General features: G+C 57.8%; 1 rRNA gene. It reads left to right on the top strand.

The annotated features are described in order from the left end of the window. Window positions 1-181: 181 nt before the first annotated feature. Window positions 182-1,158 (top strand): 16S ribosomal RNA (locus tag ACW9TB_RS39295); the annotation flags it as partial.

Here is a 1,158-nt window from a genome sequence, read left to right as displayed (position 1 = left end):
TGGTTGGTCAGGGTGATGGTGTACGCGTCCGTTTCTTGAGAACTCAACAGTGTGTTAAAAGCCAGTGCATGAAGCACAACCCCGTCCTACCACCGTTTTCGGTGGGGGATGGATTCCTTTGGTTGATACATCCGCCCTTGTGAGGGTGGGTGCTTTCAGCTGGGTGGGACTGTTCAGACATTGTTTGGAGAGTTTGATCCTGGCTCAGGACGAACGCTGGCGGCGTGCTTAACACATGCAAGTCGAGCGGAAAGGCCCTTCGGGGTACTCGAGCGGCGAACGGGTGAGTAACACGTGAGTAACCTGCCCCTGACTCTGGGATAAGCCTGGGAAACTGGGTCTAATACCGGATATGACACCTCCTGGCATCGGGTGGGTGTGGAAAGTTTTTTCGGTTGGGGATGGACTCGCGGCCTATCAGCTTGTTGGTGGGGTAATGGCCTACCAAGGCGACGACGGGTAGCCGGCCTGAGAGGGCGACCGGCCACACTGGGACTGAGACACGGCCCAGACTCCTACGGGAGGCAGCAGTGGGGAATATTGCGCAATGGGCGAAAGCCTGACGCAGCGACGCCGCGTGGGGGATGACGGCCTTCGGGTTGTAAACCTCTTTCAGCAGGGACGAAGTTGACGTGTACCTGCAGAAGAAGCGCCGGCTAACTACGTGCCAGCAGCCGCGGTAATACGTAGGGCGCAAGCGTTGTCCGGAATTATTGGGCGTAAAGAGCTCGTAGGTGGCTTGTCACGTCGGGTGTGAAAGCTTGGGGCTTAACTCCAGGTCTGCATTCGATACGGGCTGGCTAGAGGTAGGTAGGGGAGAACGGAATTCCTGGTGTAGCGGTGAAATGCGCAGATATCAGGAGGAACACCGGTGGCGAAGGCGGTTCTCTGGGCCTTACCTGACGCTGAGGAGCGAAAGCGTGGGGAGCGAACAGGATTAGATACCCTGGTAGTCCACGCTGTAAACGTTGGGCGCTAGGTGTGGGGACCTTCCACGGTTTCCGCGCCGTAGCTAACGCATTAAGCGCCCCGCCTGGGGAGTACGGCCGCAAGGCTAAAACTCAAAGGAATTGACGGGGGCCCGCACAAGCGGCGGAGCATGTTGCTTAATTCGACGCAACGCGAAGAACCTTACCAAGGCTTGACATCGCCCGGAAA

It is taken from the genome of Streptosporangium sp. H13245 (assembly GCF_055690525.1).
The sequence above is the reverse complement of the archived record's forward strand: the minus strand, read 5'-3'. Positions and strand labels throughout refer to the sequence as shown.